The 20,412-nt window shown below is 45.4% G+C and carries 13 protein-coding genes and 2 pseudogenes; 9 read left to right on the top strand and 6 right to left on the bottom strand.

Annotated features, from left to right (window positions below; all coding sequences use genetic code 11):
• Positions 1–132: 132 nt before the first annotated feature.
• Positions 133–5,529, bottom strand: coding sequence for an AAA family ATPase (locus tag QT984_RS27375; protein WP_333375358.1), 5,397 nt, complete (start codon positions 5,527–5,529; stop codon positions 133–135).
• Between the two features lie 203 nt (positions 5,530–5,732).
• Between QT984_RS27375 and QT984_RS27370 the strand changes: the two are divergent.
• Positions 5,733–6,428 (top strand): annotated as a pseudogene (locus QT984_RS27370) (IS1 family transposase); the annotation flags it as partial.
• Positions 6,429–6,632: 204 nt separating this feature from the next.
• Here the strand turns inward: QT984_RS27370 and QT984_RS27365 are convergent.
• Positions 6,633–7,025, bottom strand: coding sequence for a hypothetical protein (locus QT984_RS27365; RefSeq protein ID WP_333057711.1), 393 nt, complete (start codon positions 7,023–7,025; stop codon positions 6,633–6,635).
• Positions 7,026–7,576: 551 nt separating this feature from the next.
• On the opposite strand from QT984_RS27365, the gene chlP reads away from it, so the two are divergent.
• Complete coding sequence (gene chlP / locus QT984_RS27360) at positions 7,577–8,797, top strand: geranylgeranyl reductase (RefSeq protein WP_333057710.1); 1,221 nt, start codon at positions 7,577–7,579, stop codon at positions 8,795–8,797.
• Positions 8,798–8,944: 147 nt separating this feature from the next.
• On the opposite strand, the gene QT984_RS27355 is transcribed toward chlP, so the two are convergent.
• Positions 8,945–9,487, bottom strand: coding sequence for a Dps family protein (locus QT984_RS27355; protein ID WP_006632871.1), 543 nt, complete (start codon positions 9,485–9,487; stop codon positions 8,945–8,947).
• A 355-nt stretch (positions 9,488–9,842) separates the two neighbouring features.
• Here QT984_RS27355 and QT984_RS27350 point away from each other — a divergent pair, with 355 nt between their 5' ends.
• The 3 genes from QT984_RS27350 to QT984_RS27340 all read left to right on the top strand — a co-directional run bounded on the left by QT984_RS27350 (position 9,843) and on the right by QT984_RS27340 (position 12,411).
• Positions 9,843–10,088, top strand: a complete 246-nt coding sequence (locus tag QT984_RS27350) for an Asr1405/Asl0597 family protein (RefSeq protein ID WP_333057709.1) — start codon at positions 9,843–9,845, stop codon at positions 10,086–10,088.
• A 73-nt stretch (positions 10,089–10,161) separates the two neighbouring features.
• Positions 10,162–10,824 (top strand): (2Fe-2S) ferredoxin domain-containing protein, encoded by a 663-nt coding sequence (locus QT984_RS27345; RefSeq protein ID WP_333057708.1) that lies wholly within the window; start codon positions 10,162–10,164, stop codon positions 10,822–10,824.
• Positions 10,825–11,079: 255 nt separating this feature from the next.
• Positions 11,080–12,411 carry a hypothetical protein gene (locus QT984_RS27340; protein ID WP_333057707.1) on the top strand — a complete coding sequence of 444 codons (1,332 nt, stop codon included), beginning with the start codon at positions 11,080–11,082 and terminating at the stop codon, positions 12,409–12,411.
• A gap of 38 nt (positions 12,412–12,449) precedes the next feature.
• On the opposite strand, the gene QT984_RS27335 is transcribed toward QT984_RS27340, so the two are convergent.
• On the bottom strand, positions 12,450–14,612 hold the full coding sequence (locus QT984_RS27335) for a flavin-dependent dehydrogenase (protein WP_333057705.1): 2,163 nt from the start codon (positions 14,610–14,612) through the stop codon (positions 12,450–12,452).
• Positions 14,613–14,793: 181 nt separating this feature from the next.
• On the opposite strand from QT984_RS27335, the gene QT984_RS27330 reads away from it, so the two are divergent.
• Positions 14,794–15,033 carry a hypothetical protein gene (locus QT984_RS27330; protein WP_333057703.1) on the top strand — a complete coding sequence of 80 codons (240 nt, stop codon included), beginning with the start codon at positions 14,794–14,796 and terminating at the stop codon, positions 15,031–15,033.
• Between the two features lie 41 nt (positions 15,034–15,074).
• Positions 15,075–15,638 (top strand): Uma2 family endonuclease, encoded by a 564-nt coding sequence (locus QT984_RS27325; protein ID WP_333057701.1) that lies wholly within the window; start codon positions 15,075–15,077, stop codon positions 15,636–15,638.
• 84 nt (positions 15,639–15,722) lie between these two features.
• Here QT984_RS27325 and QT984_RS27320 read toward each other — a convergent pair whose 3' ends face one another.
• Complete coding sequence (locus QT984_RS27320) at positions 15,723–16,802, bottom strand: M23 family metallopeptidase (RefSeq protein WP_333057699.1); 1,080 nt, start codon at positions 16,800–16,802, stop codon at positions 15,723–15,725.
• Between the two features lie 160 nt (positions 16,803–16,962).
• Between QT984_RS27320 and QT984_RS27315 the strand changes: the two genes are divergently transcribed.
• The gene (locus QT984_RS27315) at positions 16,963–17,664 is read left to right on the top strand and encodes a phosphatase PAP2 family protein (RefSeq protein WP_333375354.1); all 702 of its coding nucleotides are present in this window, start codon (positions 16,963–16,965) and stop codon (positions 17,662–17,664) included.
• Positions 17,665–17,675: 11 nt separating this feature from the next.
• Here the strand turns inward: QT984_RS27315 and QT984_RS27310 are convergent, their stop codons facing one another.
• Positions 17,676–18,560: an aspartoacylase gene (locus QT984_RS27310; RefSeq protein ID WP_333375351.1), complete on the bottom strand. Its 885-nt coding sequence runs from the start codon at positions 18,558–18,560 to the stop codon at positions 17,676–17,678.
• Positions 18,561–18,686: 126 nt separating this feature from the next.
• Between QT984_RS27310 and QT984_RS27305 the strand changes: the two are divergent.
• Positions 18,687–19,088, top strand: a pseudogene (locus QT984_RS27305) (IS4 family transposase); the annotation flags it as partial.
• Positions 19,089–20,412: the final 1,324 nt, after the last annotated feature.

Raw genomic sequence — 20,412 nt, 5'->3', positions numbered from 1 at the left:
GTAACAAATGTTTAGTTTTTCCGGTAGCACCCTGCAAATACTTTGTGGTAGCCCCGATCGCGATCGCCTAGTTTGTAGAGTGTCTCAACAGTCGATCGCACTTTTGGTGTAATTTTCAGGTATAGCAACCGCTTAATGTAAATTGTGTAGCCTGTCTTTGATTTTTGTGCGAGTCAACAATGCAGACTCACAGCGTTCCCAGTAAATTTTAGCAACGCGATCGCCCTGATTCTGACGCCAACACTCGGAAAACAGTCGCGCCGCTTCAAATAACTTCCCTTCCGAGTAAAGTGCCCTAGCTTCTGCAAACAATTCCAGCGTAGCTAACTTCGCCTGTTTAATTTCTGGTGAATCTGCATCAAACACCTCATAAATCGTCACAGCTTCAGATTTTCCCTTGACTTTTACCGTATCGAGAGTGCGGATTGCGTACTGGGAAGGATTTTTCAGGCGCCCATAAGTGGGCTGCGTAATTAACAGCGACACCCCATAATTTTTTGTCAAACTTTCCACACGAGAAGCTAAATTCACCGCATCGCTGATGACCGTCCCGTCCATGCGATTTGGTCCTCCCACAGTTCCCAGCATCAAAGAACCCGTATTAATCCCAATCCCAATCTGAATCGGCGCATAGCCCGAATTAGCGCGGTTTTGAGTGTATTCAGCGAGACGGTGCAGCATAGCAATTCCCGCTTTCACCGCATTATCCGCCTCGCCGCTAAACAGCGCCATAATCGCATCGCCAATATATTTGTCGATAAACCCGTGATTTTCATTAATGACTGGTTCCATGCGAGAAAGATAAGAATTTATAAATTTGAAATTATCCTCCGGCGTCATAGTTTCCGAAAGCGTGGTGAAGTCGCGAATGTCGGAAAACAACACCGACATTTCTAACTGCACTTGGTCGCCCAATTCCACATCAATAATGCTTGATTTCTCTAAAAACTGGAGGAATTGATGGGGAATAAATCGCTCATAAGCTTTGTTGAGTTGAGCCAGCCTGCTTTCATTTTCGCGTACTTCTGTATAAAGCTTAGAATTTTGAATCGAGATAGCTGCTTGTCCAGATAATACTTTTAATAGTTCCACTCTTTCAGGGGTAAAAGCTCCCGCTGTCAGATTATTTTCTAAGTAAACAATACTAATGATTTGAGATTGGTTAATCAGTGGCACACATAAAATTGATTTGGGCTGATGCTTTCGGATGTGGGCGTCGTTGGTAAATTGTCCCGATCGCGCAGCATCATCTAGTACCACGCTTTCTTGAGTGCGACTCACATAATTGACAATTGCGGAAGAAAGTTCTTGACAGGTTTCAACGGGGATTGACTGCAACACAGTGACGAGTTCGTCATTGATGGTTCCTTCAGCTTCAATGAACAGTTGTCCCTGGCTTAACAAAATTAGATAGCCTCGTTGCGCCCCTGCATTTTCCATCAAAATTTTCATCAAGCTAGACAGTAGCTTATCTAGCATAATTTCTCCAGAAATCGCCTGAGAAGCCTTCATGACTGCGGCAATATCTAGGTGATTTCCCGAACCAGTCGTTGTCATTGCTACGGTAGTTTGAGTGTTTTTCCTTCCCGGTTGAGTTACCGCGAATAAGTGAGGATATCGCGTTTCTAAATCCGTTACCTTAGCAGTGGCTCCCCATTCAACATAACAATAATACGCCTCAAATATGTAGGCTTGAGCAACTTTTGTTTTGCCCCATTCCGAGTAGAATTTGGCTGCTAGTTCGTTGGCCAGGGCTTCGTCATTAACATATTTGTTTTCTTTGGCTCCCGAAATTGCGCGATCGTACATTTCAATCGCCTCAGCTTTATTGCCCAAAACTCGATAGCGTTCTGCTTCCACTAAATACCATTTATGCAGATAATTCATCGGAGCATTTTGCGCCCACTGTTGCAGCGTGCTTTGATGGGTTTCCACTAAGCCAAGAATTTCAGTTTGCTCAATTGCTGGCTGTGTGGGAAAAAGTGCCAGGTGCGTCAGGGCAGCATAAAAATGAAAAATGGGAACAAAAGCCGATCCAGATACTCCCATCAAATACTGTTTGACTTGGGAAATATGGTCTAGGGCAGCCGTATAATTGCCATAGCAGTAAGCAAGCAGCAGTTTGAAGATGCAGGCACAGGCGATCGCCGTAAATTCATTATCCTGATAGTGCTTGGGAATCATCACCGTTTCATCGTAGGCAGAGCCTATTAACAAATCCGGCCGAGTATGGGTGTCCCTCAAGTTTTGCACCGTCTGCTGAATCATATCCAAATAAATCTGAGCAGAATATTGTTTCAACTGCGCCATGACAGCCCTGTAACCTGCTATTTCTTGTTCCCAAGTGTCTAGTTCTACACCAGCGAATAAATGAGTATAAAAGCAAATATATATGTTGTAGCCAGCATCTACAAAGTCGCCGGTTTCCATACCAAACCTATAGCCCTCTTTCAGCGTCGGTATCGTTGCCAAAAGAGATTCTTGGCGATGCTGAATCCAGCCACCAAACAAAAGTAGAACTGTGGACTTTAATTCGGGTACATTCAACCTATCCAGCAATGAAAGTGCCAATTGCCCAAAGCCATAGCCCGTTTCCACCTCTTGTAAAAAGGCACAGAAAACCATCCCGTGCATCGCATAACCCACCGTCGATGGGGGCGCATTTCCAAAGGAGAGTGATAAACTCACCATCGTGGAGCTCAGCAGGGGCAGCAAACCGGGCATTCCCTGGAAAATGGGTGGAAACAACATACCAGACAATTGCATAGCTGCCTGAGTCTGTGGATTTGTCATCACAGGTAGATCAACCAATTCCTCAATCTTTCTGCCGCCGAGGAGAGCCGCAAGGGCTTGTAGCGCTTTGCCAATCTTGGCTTCATCAGGTTCGGCAGGGAGTTCAATCCCCAATTGTAAGAGTGCCTCTCTTGCTACTGCGATCGTTTCTAACACCTTGCTCTGAGCTGTCTGAGCGGCAATTTTAATTTCGTAAATTTTAACTCGATCTAAAATTGTTTGAGCTTCTTGCAAAACCAGTGCTGCCATCTGTTCCATACCATCAAAGTCACCATTCAAATAGGCAATTTCAGCAGCAGCAACATAAAGATTTAGCGCCAATTCATATTGACTTTGCCAGCAGTTTGCTGTCAGTAACTCAATTCCCGTTTGTAGATAGATATTAGCCGCAGCGTAGGCGGTAGAATTTCTAGCTTTACGTCCAGCTTCTAAGTTGAGTAGGGCTAAGGCTGAGCGTTCACTTAATTGATTGATTAACTCAATTCCTTGATTTAAATGCCCCACAATATCAAATATTTTTTCTTCGATTTCTATCTCAGAAGAACTTTGTAGCACTAACTGTCCTATTTTCAGATGAGTGGCTTGTTTTTGCTCGTCGGGAATCAATGAATAAGCCGCTTGCTGGACGCGATCGTGCAGAAACTTATAAGTGGGATTAGCAACAGACTGATTTGGGGATTGAGCATCTGCTTGAATGAAGTTATAGCCTTCTGAAAGCACTAAAATGAGTCCTTCTTGCAAGGCTTTCCACAGCGTTGATTCCGTTTGTTCTGGTAATTCTTCGCTGACTATTGCCAATGTCTCTAAATCAAACTGCGCCCCAATGCAAGCCGCCAGTTTGAGGGCATCCTGAGTTTCGGCAGGCAACTTTTGCAATTGCGCCGCCATAAACTCCACCACATCCGAGGCGTCGGCAAATTTAACTTGATTAATATCGCACTGCCACCCCCCTTGTACCCCCCTCTGTCCCCCCTTGGTAAGGGGGGATGAAAGGGGGGTGGGGGATTGAGGAGGGTTAAAAATAATTTGACCATCTTCATGCAACGCTTTGAGGAATTGAGTCGAGAAAAATGGATTTCCTTGAGTTTTTTGATAAACCAATTCTGTCAGGGGCCCGGCTAAAGATAAATCGCAAATCAGCGTATCTGCTACCAACTGATTTAGATCTGCTAAACTCAACGGTTGCAGGGTAATCGTATTCACCACTGCCCCAGACTTCACAATCTCATCCACAGTCAACATAAACGGATGAGCCGGTGATACCTCATTATCCCGATAAGCACCCAATACTAACAGATGGCCCGTATCTTCCATCAACAGTTGTAATAACTTCAAAGATGCGGAATCTGCCCACTGCAAATCGTCCAGAAACATCACTAAGGGATGTTCGGCGGTGGTAAATACTTGCACAAATTTCTGCATCAGCAGATTGAAGCGATTTTGGGCGGCACTCCCGGACAATTCTAGTGCAGGAGGTTGAGCGCCAATGATGTGTTCTAATTCAGGAATTACGTCAATCAAGACTTGCCCACTCTCGCCTACTGCGGTGAGAATCATGGTTTTCCATCTGTGTAACTGAGCGTCACTTTCTGATAATAATTGCCCCATCAATTCCCGAAATGCTTGCACAAATGCACTAAAGGGAATATTGCGTTGAAATTGGTCGTATTTGCCTTTGATAAAATAGCCACGCTGTCGGGCGATCGGCTTGTGAACTTCATTAACTACTGCGGTTTTACCAATCCCAGAAAAGCCAGCTACTAGCATCATTTCGGCACTAGCATTACGAACTCTTTCAAAGGCTTTTAATAAATTATCAACTTCAGTTTCTCTGCCGTATAACTTTTCGGGAATCAGGAAATGGTCTGTAAGATCCAGCGTTCCCAAGTCAAATTCTTCTATGCTATCGGTTTCTTGTAATTGAACCAGACAGATTTCTAAGTCCTGCTTAAGACCCAATGCAGTTTGATAGCGATTTTCCGCATTTTTTGCCATCAGCTTGCTGACAATTTGCGAGAGAATTAGGGGAATTTGTGGATCGATTTCGTGCGGGGAAACTGGTTGTCTGGCAATGTGGCAGTGAACTAGCTCTAAAGCGTCTTCTGTTTCAAAAGGGAGTTTTCCTGTCAGCAATTCGTAGAAGGTGACACCGAGTGAGTAAAAGTCAGTGCGGTAATCGATAGAGCGATTCATCCTACCAGTTTGTTCCGGCGAGATGTAAGCGAGGGTTCCTTCTAAAATGTTGGGGTTTTTCAGGGTTGGCATTTCTCGCGTTAGCTGAGTGGAAATGCCAAAGTCGATAATTTTGAGCTGTCCGGTCGCTGGATTGAATACTATATTAGAAGGGTTAATATCTTTGTGTATAATATTGGTGCTGTGAATTTGCCCTAAAGTTTCAGTGGCAGCGATCGCAATTTGCAGAAATTCCTTGAGGCTAAACTTTCGCTGCTGCATCCATATTTTCAAGGATTCCCCGCCAAAGTCCTCCACAAAAATCACCAGGCTGTTTTGGTATTTTTGCAAGTCATAAACTTGCACGACTCCCGCCTCTTTCAGCTCTCGGGTGATACGGTATTCGGTGCGGTAGCGTAGCAATTCTTGAGGTGTCGGGTAGCTCTCTTTGAGAAGTTTGAGGATGAGCGGTTGGCGATCCGCTTCCCGAAGGGCCCGGTAAACCAGAGAGTTAGCACTTTCGTAAAGCAGCTTCTGGACGGCAATGCCTGGAATGGAGAGCATATTTATTTTTCTTGTAATAATTAACGCGAAGTCAAAACACACCGGGTTCGTTGTATCGAGAATAGCGCTTTAGAAAGGAACAAATTATGTTTTTATAACACACTCTTAGTTTTTCGGCAGCGAAGTGGCTTTCAGGTTGTCTGGCATAGTAAGGGTAAGGAGTTATCATGCGACGTACCTAAGCCTTGTTAATTCTCAACTCCATGAATTGTCACCGTTTCGGTTATCCAAACATCGTTAAAAATTGTCCCACCCCCAGCGCTAAGCAAAATTTTGAATGTATATATTGTCACAGGCAGTTTGTTTAAAACCCCAGACATCAAAGGATTTCAGAAGAAACAAAAAATTGAGCGATCGGCTTTTATTAGAAAAAATATCTTGAGTGGCGATTGTCAAATTCACGAGGGTGTCCCCCCGCTGGTTCCAATACTTGTTTTTCAACAATTAGCATGAGTCCCCCGGAAAGTTCAAGTAAAGTCAAAAAAACCAGGCAAGCTAACGATCCAATGTGATGAAATGTAGTCGTTTTTAGGAAATAAGGGGAACAAGCACTGGAAAGAGCGGGCCAATTGATGCCTTAAGCAAAGAAATTCTAGGGGTGTATATAGGAAGTCGAGTTGAAATGGGTGCTAAAGGTTTTTGGGATTCCCTCCCAGTAGTGGACAGACAATGTGCCGTCTATTATACAGATTTTTGGGCAGGCTCAAAAAAAAATCCCCAGCGACACAAATCTCTGGGGGAAGATACTGGCAAAACTTCTGATATGGAAAGATTCAATAACACCCTTCAGCAAAGGATATCTCGTTTGGCAAGAAAGACTTTGTTTTCATCTATCTATAAAGATATCCAATCATGTGAGTATCTTCTGGTATTTTATCCATGATTACAAAGTTTCTTTACCCCTAAAAATGTTTAGGATTTTTCGTTGGTATGCAGGACTAAGCTGTTCGGCATTTAAAGGGCTTGCGTAAGGTGCGTCAGCATCTAAGGTTTTCCGTTTCAGCGTAAGGGTTCTAGCTGACGCACCCTACTAGCCTCGTTACTGGTTTAAATGCTCCACAGCTTACCAGACTTTGTTCTCATGATTTTGGAGAGTCATTGATCTACTTCCGCTTACCCTTCCCGGCTACAAACTCCCGCAGCCGAAGTAAACTAGCAGTTTGCCCCAAATTCAGAGGCAGCAGCGAAACTCCTTCCAACCGAGACTGCACCCAACCATCGCCCCAATACCACTCGTGAAATCCGTCAATTCCCTGACTCAATAACAGCCGCAGACAATTGTGCTCAACAATATCAACGTGATGCTGAACTGCCACGGGGCCTAGCCAACTTGTAAAGGTCAAACCTTGAGCAAATTCTTCTGGCAAACCGCTAGACAACTGCTGCGGCCACAGCCACTGCTGCAATTGACTCGGACGCAACAAGCTGTCTCTAATCGCTGTTTCGGAAGCTTCAAGCTCAATCCGCAGGTTGCTTTGTTGAAAATTACCGAGCATAAGAATTTTAGATATAACTGCAAGTAACTTTAATGTAACTTATTGGACTGCTTCTAAGTAAAATGTTGCACCATTCGGGTAAAGTAGGGGCGGGTTCACCAACCATCTCTAACTCTCACCAACAATTAAAATAAACCCGCCCCACCCCACTAAAAACCCCCAATTGACATTGGTGCAACATCTCAGTTCTCACCGAGTATCCCGATCGAACATCATATCAAGTCCGGTTGATTAACCGCGATCGGCGAGGTCGGGGCGGGTTTACGAGATTATTAGTTTTAGGCACTGATGGTTGGCGAACCCGCCCCTACAGTGGTTTGACGGAGGGTGCAAAATGTTCGATCGCACATCACCGTCCATCCACCTTCATCTACACTGAAAGATTTAAGATATTCGATCGCACCTACTGCCGGAAACCCGATTTTCGTATCGAACTGTTAAGCTCTGTTTCATTTCATTGAAATCTCCCCTGCTTCACCCCACCGCATCCAAACTCCGTGATACCATCACACCTGAGTAATGCCTATAGAAAAAAACTGGAGAGAAAAGCTTTGACACTAAGGGTTGCAGTAGTAGGTTCAGGCCCTGCGGGTTCTTCCGCCGCCGAAACATTGGTAAAAGCAGGCATCGAAACATACCTATTCGAGCGTAAATTAGACAACGCCAAACCCTGCGGTGGGGCGATTCCCCTGTGCATGGTCAGCGAATTTGACTTGCCGCAAAGTATTATTGACCGCCAAGTCAGAAAAATGAAAATGATCTCCCCCTCCAACGTCGAGGTGGACATCAATATTGAAAACGCCCACGAATACATCGGTATGTGCCGCCGCGAAGTGCTCGATGGCTTCATGCGCGATCGCGCCGCTTCCTTGGGTGCAAAACTAATTAACGGCACCGTTCACAAATTAGAAATTCCCGGCAATAATACAGACCCCTATACTCTCCACTATGCCGACCACTCCGACGGCAGTGCAATGGGAATTCAGAAAACTCTGAAGGTGGATTTGGTAATCGGGGCTGACGGCGCCAACTCCCGCGTAGCAAAGGCGATCGACGCTGGCGACTACAATTATGCGATCGCCTTCCAAGAGCGCATCCGCCTGCCGGAAGATAAAATGGCTTACTACCACGACTTAGCCGAAATGTACGTCGGCGATGACGTATCTACCGACTTCTACGCTTGGGTGTTCCCCAAATACGACCACGTAGCCGTCGGCACCGGCACGATGAAAGTCAATCAAGCCAGTATCAAAAAGCTGCAAGCAGGCATCCGCGCCCGCGCTGCCAAAAAACTGATGGGCGGTGAGATTATTAAAGTGGAAGCTCACCCCATCCCGGAACATCCGCGTCCCCGCCGGGTTGTCGGCCGAGTTGCTCTCGTAGGCGATGCTGCAGGTTACGTTACCAAGTCTTCTGGCGAAGGTATCTATTTTGCCGCCAAGTCTGGCCGGATGTGCGCCGAAACTATTGTGGAGATTTCCAATAAAGGCGCGCGCATTCCGACTGAAGAGGAAATTAAGATTTACCTGAAGCGGTGGGATAAAGCCTACGGCATTACTTACAAAGTTCTTGACATTTTGCAGCGCGTGTTCTACCGTTCCGACGCTACCCGCGAAGCTTTTGTGGAAATGTGTGCCGATCGCGATGTGCAGAAACTCACATTCGATAGTTACTTGTATAAAACAGTGGTACCCGCTAATCCTTTCGTGCAGATGAAGATTACCGCGAAAACCATTGGTAGTCTGTTGCGCGGGAATGCTTTAGCGCCTTAATTCCCTGCGGATAAACGCACTTTGTATAAAAAAGCGGGCAGTCACAAAACTGCTCGCTTTTTTTTCGATCTAAGATAATGAACTGTCAAAATTCACAGGCGAGACGCCGGTGCCACGTGTGCTAAGGAAGAGGGAGAAGAAGAATTGTTAGTTCAAGTTCAACTGCACTAAGGTATCGGGGGCGAGGAAGTGGGAAATGTGATAAGCCCGCTCTTCTGTTTTTAGCAGGATTTTTTCGTAGAGGTAGCGCGTAGCTCGATCGCCCAAACTTTCTGCTTGTCCTGCTTGACGGCGCAGCAAACCGAGGATAGCTTGCTCCGCAATTAAATCGTGTTCGAGCATTTGGCGGCAGGAATATACGCCGTCGGCTTCAGGCTCGAAACAGCACAACTCAGCTAACTTGCTAAAGCTAGCTGCTGGTATGCCGCCCAACCCGTTTAACCGTTCGCCCAACTCGTGGACGCTATCTTGAGCTTCTCCGTAGCTTTCTTCAAAGAATTTGTGCAAGGAGTAGAATTCTGCCCCTTCCACCACAAAATGATGTTTTTGATATTGCAGGTATAGAGCCTGAAAACTGGCCAGCAGCGCGTTCATTCCTTCACAAATCGGTGCTGTGACTGAATGTTCCAGTAGAACTGGGTTTTCGGCTATGTGGCCAAACGGTCTTAATGCACTCTGAGTCTCAGCCATGTGTGTTCTCCTCTCAATAGGCAGTTTTGTTGCCAATAGAGTCAGTCTAGCACCGTAAATTTACCAGTCAAGCAGAGTCTGCCTCAATAGTAGAAGATTTTATAGAGTAGGAATTTTTTTTTGTAAACCTATTGAGAATTATTAGCAGTTGGGTTATGCTTGAACAAGATCCTCGTTCTGAACGCTTCCTGAAAAGGGGGCGAACCTTCTGAAGGCAGAAGGCAGAAGGCAAAAGGCAGAATTTTTCAGGAAGGGCTTTTGATAATCCTTGATGTTCTGCTGAAATCTGGCTTTTAACTTCTACCCGCTACCAGTCAGGGTAAAAATTAATGCAAATTATTACTGTTGTTAAAAAATGAATCCAGCAGATCCAGAATTAGAAGTTTGTGACATTGTGCAAGTTAGTTGGCTAGATAGGTGGCAAGTTTACAAACGCTTGCAAGAACTAGAAATTCCCTGCTGGTGTGCGGTTGACCAACCTTTGCGGGCAAAAGTCAACACTGTTAAACAAGCGGCTCAGTTAATGAGCGTGTTGAGGCAAGTCAGTGCCCCTCGGTACGAACTGGTGCAGTGGCTGGAATACTGCTGGCAAAGGGGCTAAAGGTAGAAGGAAGTTCGGCAACGAGCAATGTAGAAGATGTAACGGATGTAACGGATTTAAAGGAGTTATAACAATGTATAAGTCTGGCAAGCAAGTTTCTGAATTCAGTTTAGAGGGAGAAATCCTCGGCCTGATTATTGAAGATGGCTGTAAACTTAAATATTTGCGAATTAGTAGCGATCGCGGAGTAGAATATCTTGTTAAACTTTGCAAGGAATTGCGGTCATTTCTGTCGCCTATTTTGACACCGGGGTTGAGAGTTCAAGTTGTAGGTGAGAAAGAACTCAATTTGAAAAACGGTAAAATAAAACTTAAAGCTCGCAGCCTCAAGCTGGCTCAAGGTCAAAATGATCGATCGCACGAACACCTTGACTCCACCAATGTACCTATTGGGTTATTGACATCGGACGATCGCGCGATCGGCAAAACCCAAGTAACCTCTCCCACAGCAGCTCAAACTGTAAAAGCTCCGGCAAAAACCCAAACCAAAATATTAGTATGTCAAAAATCAGACTGCCAGAAGCGGGGCGCTGGAGGAGTCTGTAAAGCTTTAGAAAATGCTTTGAATGCGCGCGGTTTAGAAGACAAAGTGACAGTACAGGGAACCGGATGTCTCAAACAGTGTAAAGCCGGCCCAAATATAGTGGTGATGCCGGACAAAACTCGCTACAGCCGCATTGCACCGGCAGAAGTTCCAGCAATTATTGACAAACATTGTGCAGTTGTTAAAGCTTAGGGATCGCCCGGATGCCGAAACAGTGCGTTAGAGATCGGGAAAAATTATTTTGATAGGACTCTGGGCGAAAAACTTACAGGCGCATCTTACGCCTGAATGTGAGTTCTGGTTGTAGTTCGATCGCGCCACTCGATTCAGAGGTTATTGTCCGAAAAAACCGGAAAAATGCCAAAACTATCACTTAGGGGCTTCCTTCTGTAGAATCTCTAAGGATAGACTGTATCTGAGACCCTGTGAGTATTGGGATAAAAAGCCATGTCAGAAGCTGATCTTCGAGCCCATCAGCACCAACCGCACCCTGCTGTTCCATCCGATACCGAACCATTGCATTCAGATTTTGCTGCTACTGGGGGTTTTGAGCCGATCGCCCCCGATGAGACAGACACTCCCGCAACCGTTCCCCAACAGCCAGAAGAAGACTGGCAAACAGTAGATTTTCCCAACGCCATCAGCGTAGATGCAATTCCCACAAAACCGGAAACAAAAAATTCGCAATCTCCGACACAGCCGACTGAGGCGGGCTCGCCCCCGATTTCAGACAATCTAAAAAATATGCTTGGGAATGCCGAACAGGCCAAGGGCAAAGGATCGACCCCAGTCACCCTTATGCAAGCGCTGCACGAATGCAACCGCGACCTTTTACAGCGCATCGCCCAGCTAGAAACAGCTCTCGAAGAGTCCCAAAAAACCTTGCAGAATCGCGAAACTTTGCTAGAACAGCGGACTGCAGAACTCGAAAATGCTCAAGAACAATTGACGCGGCTGTTTGGCAAAGTGGAAGTTTCCCATCAAACCCTCCAAAGTCAAGAAATTTTAGTCGAAAGTTTAAGAAATCAGTTGGCAACCAGCCAAGTCAGGCTAGCGACTGTTGAGCGAGAATGTGCGTCTACTGTGCAGCGCTACAACGAACAGTTACACCAGTTAGTAGCCACAGAAAATATTTGCAGGGAATTGCGAGCCCGCTTGCAGCGCCAGCAGCGCCACACTCTGCAATTCAAAGCTGCCTTGGAAAGAAGTTTGGACAGGCCGCAGGTAAAGTCGCCAAGGATGGAGCCGCCTGACAATAATCTCGACACCGCCAGCGCACAATTAGAATCTTTGCTCGCGGCGGTCAAAAGCTCTCAGATGCCGGTGCCGCCAGCCTTCAACGCTTCCCCTGTCCAACCTTGGTCGGAATCAGAAGAGCTTCCAGAGGTAGCTGCTGCTGTTGAGGCGATCGAGCCTGAATCCCCAGCCCCTCTAGAACTCAACAAATTAGCCGAAGTATCCGGCATTCAATTGCACAAGAGCGAAACCTACCAACCTGATGAGCCGGCACCTGAGTTGGCCGAACCGGTTGCGGAACCTGAACTACCGATGGCTGAGTCTGAACCGGAAACTGCTACCAAAGAGGAGGCTCAAGAATTGGCTAGGGCTTTTCAAATTTTGAACTCTGTTGAAACCTTTGGCATTCAAGAAGTGCGATCGAGTGTGGCAAAACCTACAGCAGTCGCCCAACCAGACTGGCTGAGTTTGATTGCCAGTCCGCTGCGGGCTTCTAAAAAACGTCGATCGCTAGCTGAAATTGAATTGCCGAGTTTTCGATAGCGAACTGAAGTTGCTAGTTTTGAGTTAAAAGTCAAAACTCAACACTCTTTTCTCCCCTTTCCCATGCCATAGGTGAGAGCATAGCTGGTAGCCAACAGCCACAGCCAAACACCCGGATACCGGGGTTCCAACCAAGGTTGTACCCTGCGGGCGAAACTGGGAAGCCATCCGAATAGCAAACTGGCCAAAGCCAGCAGAGTAAAATTCAAGTAACTTCCCAGCCAGCGCCAAATATCCCCCAAGGTGACAAAATCTAAAATCCACAAAAGGAGAGAAGGGTTTTTTCCGGCTGCTTCGATCGCCAGTCGATTGAAAGTTAGCCAGTCGGTTCTATCTTTAATAAAAGTTTCGGCGACGGCGAGTTTTTGTGCTGCCAAAATACCGAAAAAGGTATTGAGCATTGAATTAATTCTTTGGGGTGGCAAACTGCTGCCGGTAGGAACCATCATGCCTTTAGAAAATAGCCAAGTTACTGAAATATTGCTCTGGTAGGCGCGAATTTGGTTTAAGTGATTTGCCGTCAACAAATTGTGCTTTAATGCTGTATCCAACAGGTCTGTTAAGCGGAAAAGATTGCGGACAAGAGAGCCGAAGCCTGTGAAAACGAGGGGAGATTGCAAGGATGCTGCGTCGCCGATCGAGACTAGGCGATCGATCGCCACGGAGCGATCGCTGCTGTTGCTGCTAAAATGCCCAGGAATATAACCAAAGGTCGGTTTTTTCCAAACCAATTTATCGACATCGCAGCGGCGGTATTCCGGCAAAATTGCGAAAAAATCTTCGTACATTTCCAGCAAAGAACCGGGATTCTCTGGATGTACTTGGTGGTAGTGAAATAGATAAACTGTCAGTTCTGTGCCGGCGCCGGGAAACAACTCCCAAATGAGCTGGCGTCCGCGGGAAATGTCCCCGTGAGTGTGGAGTACATCCCCGTAATCGGAATCCCATATTCCCGGCTCAAATCCTCCGTCGATGACTGCTCCCACTGTCGGACAAACGCTGTCAAAAGTCCGCCCTTCGTTCAATTGCCAAGCGATGGGAGAAGCCGACCCCATTGCATCCACCAGCAGCCGTCCTAATGCAGTGCGATCGGCTTTTGTCGGCAAGTGGCGGCCCTGAACTACTACTTTTTCTGCTTCAACATCTGCTCTGATAAACTCAGTTTCGTCCCAGATTTCTCCACCAGCTTCTGTTAGCTTAACTCCCGCTAAATTCAGCAATTTCTCTCCGTCCAAAGCTACATTGAGTACCTTTGGTGTGTGCAGAACAGGCGCTTTAGCCACGAACGGATTGTTAGCATCAAAAAACTTGTTGTAGCCATCTTTGTATTCTCTGGCAATCAAAGTTTCGATTTCTGCAGCAGTAAATAAACCCAAATCAATTAAGCTTTGAATTTCGTCCCGCGAAATATTCCACTCGCGATTCATCCGCCCGAAAGGCATTCGCTCAACTAGCAGCACCCGGTAGCCCAATCTCGCCATGACTGCGGCGTGAATCACTCCCAAGGCCCCGCCAATATAAATTAAGTCGTAAAAAGTATCGCCAGAATCAGACACCGAAACTGTACTTTTTACCTTCTTCTTAACATCGGTTACATCCGTTAAATCCGTTACAGAATCCGTTGCCGAACCCTCTTCCTTCAAAAACACTACTTGTTTTGGCGTTTGAGGATTGCGAGTGCCTTCGCGCCAACGCTGTTCCCACCAGTAGACGCGCTTGAGGTCATATTCGCCATTAGGCATTTTTTGGAAGTATTTGACGGTCAAGGGGTAATAGGGGGCAAGAGCCTCAAAAATTGACTGCTTGGAGAGGTCTATGACAGGGGGTTCCCGGTAGCGATCGGGAAACTTGTTTCTTACAGCAAGATTCAGAGCTTCCAGGAACTTTTTTTCTCCCGCAGGCGCCTCTTCTAGACGAAAGACTTTTAAATAAGTGGTGCGTTGCAGTGACCAGACAAAGGTGGAAAGTTCTGTCGATCGCCAATTTTGGTTTCCTGAATTGGTGTCAGCCAAGGCGGGTTTTGGATTGGCATTTTGAGTTCCAGACTTCTGAACCTCGGCTGTTGTGGCTGGTGAAAGCAGGCGAAAGCCGTCAGCAGTAATAATTTTTTCTCCCATTCCGGGATCGAATTCGTGCTGCAACCAAGTGCAGACTGCTGCTGTATCCGGTGTCGGAACTTCTAGATAAAGAATTTCTTGCATGATTAGGCTCTCAATTCTGAATAAATTAATAAAGATGGGGGAGTTGACAAGGGAGCAAAGTAGGCTATACTCCCGAATACTTATTTAGTTTTAAATAAGTTTACAGTGTTCTCAGATTTTTAGCTGATTCGCCGGAAGCCCCACAGCGGCTGAACATCTACTCCCTTCGGTATGCACTCCTATGAATTATCCCATTCCTACGAATCCTCAAGAAATGATTGCTTTGCGGCAGCAGCCGCTGAATGAAGAATTGGTGGCGTCGGCGATCGCGGGTGTGATTCAAATAGCTCGATCGCGATCTCAGTCTTTGGATGAATTGAAGGCTGAGGTACTAGCCGACGACAATCTGCTCGATTTTGCTCAGAGGCTATGGCTGAGCGACATTGTGGCTCAAGCTTGGAACAATTTGCCTGATTACTAGACTGCTGCTAAAAGATCTACTTCATTAGAGGTGAACTTAAAATGGTACAAACAAGATTAAAATCCTTAACTTTAGAAGAGTTTCTCCAACTACCCGAAACCAAACCGGCCAGCGAATACATTGATAATCAAATTATTCAGAAGCCAATGCCACAAGGGAAACACAGTGCGACTCAATGTGAACTAATTATTTTCATTAACACTATATTAAAACCAAAAAAAGTTGCACGAGCATTTCCTGAACTCCGGTGTACCTTTGGCGGAAGGTCAACAGTGCCTGATGTTTCAGTATTTGTCTGGAACAGAATTCCCGCCGATGATAACGGCGAAATTGCTAATGTCTTTCCCATAGCTCCTGATTGGACAATTGAGATTTTGTCGCCTGACCAAAGTCAAACTAAAGTTACTAAAAATATTCTGCACTGCTTAAATCATCAAACTCAAATGGGCTGGCTGATCGATCCCGACGAACAATGCGTTTTTGTTTATGTTCCCCAGCAACAGACAGCAGTATTTGATGAACCCGAAATGCTGCTACCTGTGCCGTCCTTCGCTAGCGAACTGCGGTTGAGTGTCGGAGAATTATTTGGCTGGCTGCTGAAATAATCTTCGGAAGAATGTCCTATTTTTAATATTTTTTACTTTTCCCTAGTGACAACAGTCAACAGTCAACAGTCAACAGTCAACGGACTAACGCAACTCAACTTCTCGCTTGACTTCTGTCAAAACTCGATCGCCTCGCATCAACCGGTATTCGGCCCGCCAAACTCCCGGAATCAGAGGAGAATTTGTACTGTTTCTTTTGCCGACATAACCCAACCAAGTACGGCTGGGGGCTTTAATTTCATTGGTCTGATCGGCGATGGTTGTGCCGTTGGGTGCAAATAATTTGTATTGTTCCCGATCGCCCTTGAGCACTCCGTAACTTTGCACCCAAAACAACAAAGCTGGACTGTTTACAGGGAGTTGAGTTTCGGAAAATTGTCCTTCCCAGACAGCGTTGATATCGGGCGGCTTATTGGCAAAACCAGCCCTAATTAAACCTGTGGAAATATAGTCTAGAGGCTTGTCCCAAATTGGATTGCGGGCGATGTTGCAGCCTACCTTCGCGTCGGGTCCGACAAAGGGATCTACGGCTTTGCCTTGATAGCGATAAGTTACGTGTACGTGGGGGAAAGATGCCATCCCAGAGTTTCCCACCATGCCCAAAACAGTGCCTTTTTCTACCTGCGTACCCGGTTTGACGGCAACGCTGCCTTGGCGGAGGTGGCAGTATTGGGCTTCCCAACCACCGCCGTGGTCAATTACCATGCCGTTGCCGCATTCTGTGCCTGCGAGATTGGCTTTTTCTGTATCGTTTTGTAAACGCCGATCGACCACACCATCTCGTGCTCGCAAAACTTTGCCTGCTGCGGAGGCAATAACTGGAACTCCTTTTGCCATTGCTTTGGCATCGGGAATGGCAAAATCTGTGCCGTCGTGGCCGTCGTAGGTTTGGCGCCCGCAGCCAAAATCGACGGCGGTGGGGCCGGGTTCTCGATCGAAATACAGCAATACAAAACAGTCTTTGCCGAGGGTACAGTCGATCGGCTGACCGAATTGCGGGTTGTTGGGCTTTTGGGCGACTGCGGAAGAAACGAGACGCTGGGCGATCGTGTTGGCTTCGGCGATCGGGGCACTTACTCCGCTGTTAGTAGCACAGCTAGAAAGACTTGTCAACCCCAAGGTCAACAAAATTGCAGAAATGTATTTTGTGGAGAGTATAGTCATTCGCCGATTGGATGTAAAAGCTGAGGTGGGTAGTGAAAAATCAATTAATCATTCAGAATAGAGTTGCTCAAGAATCTAGACGATGGGTAAGGCGTTTTCGTTTCCTATCTTTGTTGTATTATTTTGAGTTAGAAATTTTAAAATTTTAATTAGTTCAAGAATGGGTTCTAAAATTCGATCGCTCATTTCGATAATTCGGCTGGCCGGGCTTGCGGTTGCGGCTTTGGCGATGTGGGGATTTGCCACCATTGCCGAAGACGTGTTGGAAAAAGAAAGTTACGCTTTCGATACCTCTATTTTACTCGCTCTGAGGCAATTGCACACTCCCTTGCGCGATCAAATAATGCTGGGCTTTACCTTTTTGGGAGAGCCGAATTTGCTGCTAGTGATTTGTCTGACGTTGGGTATTGTTTTGCTAGCGCGCAATCACCGCTCGGAAGCTGCAACTATTGCGCTCGCGGCTGGTGGAGCCATCGGTTTAAATTTACTATTAAAAAAACTTTTTGCCCGCGATCGACCTCAACTTTGGGAGCGTGTTGTTAATGTCACATTTTACAGTTTTCCTAGCGGTCATGCAATGATTTCAATGGTTATTTACGGTTTGCTAGGATATTTTTTGGGTGTACGATTTCCCAAGCAGCGCTGGTCGATTTACAGTTTGACAGTTGTCTTAATTGCTGCTATTGGTTTGAGCCGGCTTTACCTAGGAGTTCATTGGCCTACCGATGTTATTGCTGGTTATACTGCTGGTTTGGTGTGGCTAATTACCTGTATTATCACTTTGGAAATATGGAAGGACTTGCGTTCTTTTACTAGGGCTTCTAAAGAGGAGTTTTTGTCACAGGAAAAAAATCAAGAATAATTTGAAATTTTCTACTCAAAACTGACTATTTGCTTCTGGGTAAAACACATGGCAATTCCTTTTTCGTAGTAAGCAGCCTCGTTAATGAAAATGGGATATACGGTTGATTTACCTTCATACAAGACCGACTTACCATCAAAGGTCAAAAACATCGGTTCGCCGGGATTTAGGGCTTGATAATCTCTGGATTGCAGATGAGGATGAATCATTGCCTGAATTTCTCTGTTCTCGTTTCTGGGATAGTCGATCGCCCCAATGGTGTGATAAATAGTCAGGGGATTCTTGACCGCAGGCACTGTGCCTTGATTGTAGGCTTCTACGCAGTCTAATATCGTACCGACAACTTGCTCAGTTTCCTGAAATAAAGACGCATCTAATACGCTTTGTGGCACTGCACCAACTTCCAGCGTCCCGCCTAATTCCGAAAGCGATCGCAGCACAGGACTATCATGATTCTTGGTTGTAGAAGTGAGTACCTTGATGCGGGGATACACAGAGGTTAAATAAGCTGCTAGTTGCAGGTTAAATGGATGATGGCTGGCGAGAATAAATGTTAGCCCCATGTTGGATGTGGTGCTGTGCAAATCGATAATTACGTTGGGATGATGTGTGTTTTTTGAGCTAAAAATGCCGTAGATTTCTTTCGCCCGCTGGGCTTCATAGCTGGAGAGATGGGGATTTTCTAAATCTTGCTTTCTAAAGCAGCGGTTGAGGTCGATATCGATGTAGCGTGTCCCGATTTCGCAAGCTTTGGGATTGGCTAGCAGGGTGATAGTTTCAAAAGTCGATCGCCCCATTAACTCTGGCGCGCGATCGAATTTCTTCACGAGGTAAATTCCTGTGAGTTCGTTTCCGTGGGTTCCTCCCACTATGACAACACGTTTAATTTGATTCATAAACAAATAATTTCCTATCCCAAGCCTGAGAGGTGAGAACCGAGGGAAAACCCAGAGGGGGCAATTGTTTGAGATAATGGAGAAGTCATAAAAAAGCGGGTGACTTTTGGAACGACCCCACAAAAAATGCTAAAGACATTATACCAAAAGTTATTAAGCATCCACTTGAGCGAGAGTCAACCACCCATCTTATAACTCTTAGTTCAGATGCTTCAAAGCCATCGACAACTCCGATGATCGAGATGAGCTAACATTTTTCCACAACCGATTCAATACAATAGTCGCGTCCGAAGTCTCCAGCTATTTCTTAATCTCCCCCAGCTTTCGACGCAGTGGCTGTGGTTTCCTATAACCCAAGCGGCTTTAAAGTCTGAATTTAGAGACCAAAGATTTAATATAGCACAACGGAGAAACAGTTCATAATTAACCTTAAAAACTAAAAAATATGTAGAATTTGCTCTCAACAGAACTCAATGGCGAGATCGAAATCTGCTGATAGTCACGATAATTTTTGGGAGTCAATCGATTTTAGATTTTAGATTTTAGATTAAAGAATTGACTTGCGCGAGATAAATGCTCTTTCTTGAGGATTTTCGATTTTCGATTTTGGATTGATTCCACGGATAAATCCGGGGGCTTGATACCACCTTTGAAATTCGTGGTCACGCTTTGCCAATATATTGGCAGTGAATGTCGAAATTGTCGAGGAGTTATTTCCCTGAAAAAAACTGGTAACGATCCCGATTTTGACACTTGAAAATCCTTATCCTGTCGTAGTAACCGGAGACCTAGAGTTTCATAGCGGGAAGCTCGCAAACTGTCTCATGACCGAAAGCATCCAGGATACAAGCCCCCGGATTCATCCGTGGAGAAATAAAAAACCTGTAAGCTGTTGCGGCATTTAAATTGTATGTCAAAAAATAATCAAACTATTGTGGGGAGTAGGGGCCCTAGCGTCCCGCCCGCCCTGAACCTACAATTTAAATGCGCGACAGCTTATCCGATAAACTTGCCCCCGAATTTATCCGTGGGGTCCATGCTTCAATCTAAAATCTAAAATCTAAAATCTAAAATCTAAAATCTAAAATCGATAGACTAAGGGTTAAGACCTAGCTTTGAATCAAGAAAAGAGTGTTTCGGTCGCGACTTATGACCAGTCTAGCCAGCTTTTTACAAAACAATAATTTAAATCGAAATAATCTCATTTATTCAAAGATATAGCAATCCTCGCATCATTTGTAAAAATATGTAGGGGTAGTGCTACCCCTACTCCCCGTGCCTACCCCAACCTGCATCGGGGCAACCACGGGGGGTTTGCCCCTACAAGAATTACACCAATCATTTAGGATTGCTATATAACCATTCATATATCTGCATTTGTTGTTGACTACAATTAAATTTATACTTAAAAAATTTTGATTCAAATAGTAATTAAAATTTAACATCAACTGATTTGTTTTCAATATTTAAGCAAAACTATAAACTTGCAATACTCCGGACAGTTTTTAAATAGGGATGCTTACGCAATAAAGCACAGAAGCGAAAAAACTGAGTGCTATCTGAACCCAAAATAAACAGAAAAAAAGGCACTCTTTTAGGTTAAGCTATAAAAACACACAAGCTCAACAGATTGCCTTATGAAGATTATTGAATCCATCTTACAACAACTGCCAGGAATTAGTCAACCCCAAAAGAAGTTTTTAATCACTTTATTCTCAACTATTTTGCTGGTCCTTTGGTTTGGTCAACTTCACGAATCTCAGTCGTTATAGTTATTTGAGCGAAAAAACCTACCGTCGTCACTTTCTCAAAAGCTTTAATTTTCCACAATTTAATCAATATTTCCTCGAAT

This window comes from Microcoleus sp. Z1_B2 (assembly GCF_036700325.1).
Taxonomy (GTDB): Bacteria; Cyanobacteriota; Cyanobacteriia; order Cyanobacteriales; family Microcoleaceae; genus Microcoleus.
Note: the sequence above shows the minus strand (reverse complement) of the source record. Positions and strands in the feature narration are given on the sequence as shown.

Coding starts and splice junctions, on each gene's coding strand:
- QT984_RS27375 (WP_333375358.1), bottom strand. CDS start 5,529: ATGCTCTCCATTCCAGGCATTGCCGTCCAGAAGCTGCTTTACGAAAGT.
- QT984_RS27365 (WP_333057711.1), bottom strand. CDS start 7,025: ATGCTCGGTAATTTTCAACAAAGCAACCTGCGGATTGAGCTTGAAGCT.
- QT984_RS27355 (WP_006632871.1), bottom strand. CDS start 9,487: ATGGCTGAGACTCAGAGTGCATTAAGACCGTTTGGCCACATAGCCGAA.
- QT984_RS27350 (WP_333057709.1), top strand. CDS start 9,843: ATGAATCCAGCAGATCCAGAATTAGAAGTTTGTGACATTGTGCAAGTT.
- QT984_RS27345 (WP_333057708.1), top strand. CDS start 10,162: ATGTATAAGTCTGGCAAGCAAGTTTCTGAATTCAGTTTAGAGGGAGAA.
- QT984_RS27340 (WP_333057707.1), top strand. CDS start 11,080: ATGTCAGAAGCTGATCTTCGAGCCCATCAGCACCAACCGCACCCTGCT.
- QT984_RS27335 (WP_333057705.1), bottom strand. CDS start 14,612: ATGCAAGAAATTCTTTATCTAGAAGTTCCGACACCGGATACAGCAGCA.
- QT984_RS27330 (WP_333057703.1), top strand. CDS start 14,794: ATGAATTATCCCATTCCTACGAATCCTCAAGAAATGATTGCTTTGCGG.
- QT984_RS27325 (WP_333057701.1), top strand. CDS start 15,075: ATGGTACAAACAAGATTAAAATCCTTAACTTTAGAAGAGTTTCTCCAA.
- QT984_RS27320 (WP_333057699.1), bottom strand. CDS start 16,802: ATGACTATACTCTCCACAAAATACATTTCTGCAATTTTGTTGACCTTG.
- QT984_RS27315 (WP_333375354.1), top strand. CDS start 16,963: ATGGGTTCTAAAATTCGATCGCTCATTTCGATAATTCGGCTGGCCGGG.
- QT984_RS27310 (WP_333375351.1), bottom strand. CDS start 18,560: ATGAATCAAATTAAACGTGTTGTCATAGTGGGAGGAACCCACGGAAAC.